The 3,056-nt window shown below is 34.7% G+C and carries 2 protein-coding genes and 1 pseudogene; 1 reads left to right on the top strand and 2 read right to left on the bottom strand.

The features are described from left to right. Nucleotides 1-515 (top strand): annotated as a pseudogene (locus H7254_RS00730) (DNA gyrase/topoisomerase IV subunit A); the annotation flags it as partial. Between the two features lie 55 nt (nucleotides 516-570). On the opposite strand, the gene H7254_RS00725 reads toward H7254_RS00730, so the two are convergent. Together H7254_RS00725 and H7254_RS00720 are read right to left on the bottom strand one after the other, a co-directional pair. Then, on the bottom strand, nucleotides 571-1,848 hold the full coding sequence (locus tag H7254_RS00725; protein WP_301931148.1) for a glucose-1-phosphate adenylyltransferase: 1,278 nt from the start codon (nucleotides 1,846-1,848) through the stop codon (nucleotides 571-573). A 4-nt stretch (nucleotides 1,849-1,852) separates the two neighbouring features. Continuing rightward, nucleotides 1,853-3,056, bottom strand: a 1,204-nt coding sequence (locus tag H7254_RS00720; RefSeq protein ID WP_301931146.1) for a glycogen synthase, incomplete at its 5' end; no start/stop codon positions are given.

Below are 3,056 nucleotides of genomic sequence, written 5' to 3'. Positions count from 1 at the left end.
TTGATACAAAGTTTGGAAGGTTAAACAGCGAAGAAAAAGGTAATTATTTAGGTAAGTTTGAAGCAGAAGATAGGTTGGTAGTTTTTTACAATGATGGTAATTACGAAATTATTGATCAGGAACTAACACAACGTTTTGAGCCTGAGAAAATAATGTTATTGGAAAAATTCGATGCAGAAAAAATTATTACTGCAGTTTATCTTGACAATGATAAAATGCAGTATAATGTAAAGCGTTTTAAAATTGAAACGACCACATTACACAGTAAATTTTATTTTATAAAGGAAGGAAAAAACAATGCCTTAACTGCTGTATCATCTACTGAAAATGCAGTACTTAACGTAACCACCGGCAAGGGTCAGCAAATAAACAACGTAAAGTTTAAAATAGATAATTTGGTAGAAGTAATGGGATGGAAAGCAGCAGGAGCCAAGCTTATAGACTTTAATAAAAATATTGAAATGGAATGGATCGTTGCTAAAGACGATAACCCCCAGCAGGATTTATTTGGCTAAAATTTAATAAAAAAAGACGCTTTTAAAGCGTCTTTTTTTATTAAATTAAAAATTTTTAAAGCTCAAAGCCATCCTCAATTGTAGCACCTTTTTTTATAACTACAATACCGTCTTTCACAACAAACAGAGAGTGATCTGAATCTTGTAAATGTGTGCCACCATTTATTTTTACATTGTTGCCAATGCGGCAATCTTTATCGGCAATTACATTTTTTAATTCGCAATTATCGCCAATTCCAACCTTGGGTACACCATGTTCAAAATTATGGGCTATCTCGGCTATTGTTTCATAAAAATCGTTTCCCATTATGTAACAGCTTTCTAAAATACTTCCGCTTCCAATTCTGCTTCTAATACCAATTACAGAGTTAGCAATAGATTTTGCATGAATGATACAGCCATCAGCAACCAATGTTTGAGTAATAGTGGTGCCGCTTATTTTAGCCGGTGGTAACATTCTTGCACGGCTAAATATCATGCGTTGGTTATCAAATAAATTAAAAGGCGGAATATCCATTGTGAGGGCAAGATTTGCCTCAAAAAATGAATAAATATTTCCGATATCCGTCCAATAACCACCATATTGGTAACTGATTACTTTGTATTTGCTGATGGCATCCGGTATAATTTCTTTACCAAAATCGGTTGCATCCTTTTTTTCATTTAAAAGCAAATCAAACAAAACCTTTTTAGAAAAAATATAAATACCCATGGAGGCCAGGTAATTACGCTGCATAATTTGCATCTCTGCGCCCGTATCACTTATCCAACCCGGCAATAATTCAGCAGCAGGTTTTTCTATAAAAGAAGTTATGTGATTTGTTTCGTTTGCTTTTAAAATACCAAACTCAGTAGCTTCTCGTTCGCCTACCGGAATGGTTGCAATTGTAATATCAGCACCGGCGTTTTGATGATTGTCTATCATTTCTGCAAAATCCATTTGATATAATTGGTCGCCACTCAAAATTAGAACATAATCAAAATCATTTTTTTCAATATGCTTTAAAGATTGTCTAACGGCATCTGCCGTTCCCTGAAACCAACCAGGACTATCAGGTGTTTGTTCTGCTGCCAAAATATCTACAAAGCCACTGCTAAAACCACTAAACTGGTAGGTGTTTTTTATATGTTTATTTAGCGATGCTGAATTGTATTGCGTAAGCACAAACATTCGGTTAATATTGCTGTTTATGCAATTGGATATGGGAATATCTACAAGCCTGTATTTACCTGCAATTGGTACAGCAGGTTTACTTCTTGTTGCTGTTAAAGGATATAATCTTGAGCCTGCGCCACCGCCTAAAATTACAGCTACTACTTGTTTGCTAGTCATGGTTTTATTTTTGTTGAACCGAATTATAAAGAGTTAAATATTGTTGAGCACTCGCTGTCCAGCTGTTATCAATTTCCATCATTGTTTTTCTTATTTCCTTCATTTTCTTTTTATCGTTAAAAAGTTCCAGTGCACGTTGTATAGAAATATCAATATCAATTAATGATGCATAATCAAAACATAAACCGAAACCGTTTTCTTCATCTATATCTAGTACAGTATCTTTTAAACCGCCGGTTCGTCTTACGACTGGTACAGTGCCATAACGCATAGCATATAATTGGTTCAAGCCGCAAGGTTCAACTCTGCTAGGCATCAATAAAAAATCTGCACCAGCGTACATAAGGTGACTCAATTTTTCGTTGTAAGTAATTTGAGAGTTATAATAACCTACGTATTTATTTTGTAAGGCCAATAAAGCATTTTCAATTTGGGGTTCACCACTACCAAGAATTAAAAAATTTAATTTCCCCTCATATAATTTTAATGCATTGTTGATGGCTTCGGGTAAAAGATCTGCAGCTTTTTCCTGTACCAGCCTTCCAATAAAAATAAATAGTGGCAACGTAATGTCAAGTTCAAAATCATTGCAGAGTTTCTTTTTGTTTAGCGCTTTTCCTTCGGTATAATCTTTTAAAGAATAATTATCAAGTATAAAAGTATCTAAAAGCGGGTTCCACACTTTATAATCAATACCATTTATTATTCCGGAGCATTTAAAATTTTCTGTTTGAAATAAACTTTCCAACCCGTTCGCATCTTTCATCAATTCCAGCATGTAACCCGGGCTTACGGTGTTTACAGCGTCTGCACACTTTATTCCACATGCTAGTGGATTTACAATATTACTCCAATCTAGCATTCCCCATTTCCATGTGTTCCAAGCTGGTAAATAAGCAGCCTTTTCCCATGCCATCCAGCCTTGGTATTGTGCATTATGTATGGTTAATACGGTTGGAATTTGTTTTAATTTTCCGTAGGCAAAGCATTCCTGCACCATGAAAGGAATAAGGGCGGCATGATGATCGTGTACATGAATTACATCGGGTAAATGTTCCCATTTATTCATCCATTCCAGCACTGATATTTGAAAAGCCATGAATCTTTCTGTATCATCATCATAACCGTAAACTTTTTCTCTATCCAGCAAACCATTTATATCTACGCAGTACAAATCAAAACCAAGTTTATTTTCTTTTTCTTTAATA

Origin of the sequence: Ferruginibacter sp., assembly GCF_014377975.1 — a bacterium.
In the GTDB taxonomy this organism is placed as follows: domain Bacteria; phylum Bacteroidota; class Bacteroidia; order Chitinophagales; family Chitinophagaceae; genus Ferruginibacter.
Note: the sequence above shows the minus strand (reverse complement) of the source record. Positions and strands in the feature narration are given on the sequence as shown.

What these genes read in the sequence shown, in the direction of transcription:
- H7254_RS00725 (WP_301931148.1), bottom strand. Translation starts at nt 1,848, where the DNA reads ATGACTAGCAAACAAGTAGTAGCTGTAATTTTAGGCGGTGGCGCAGGC.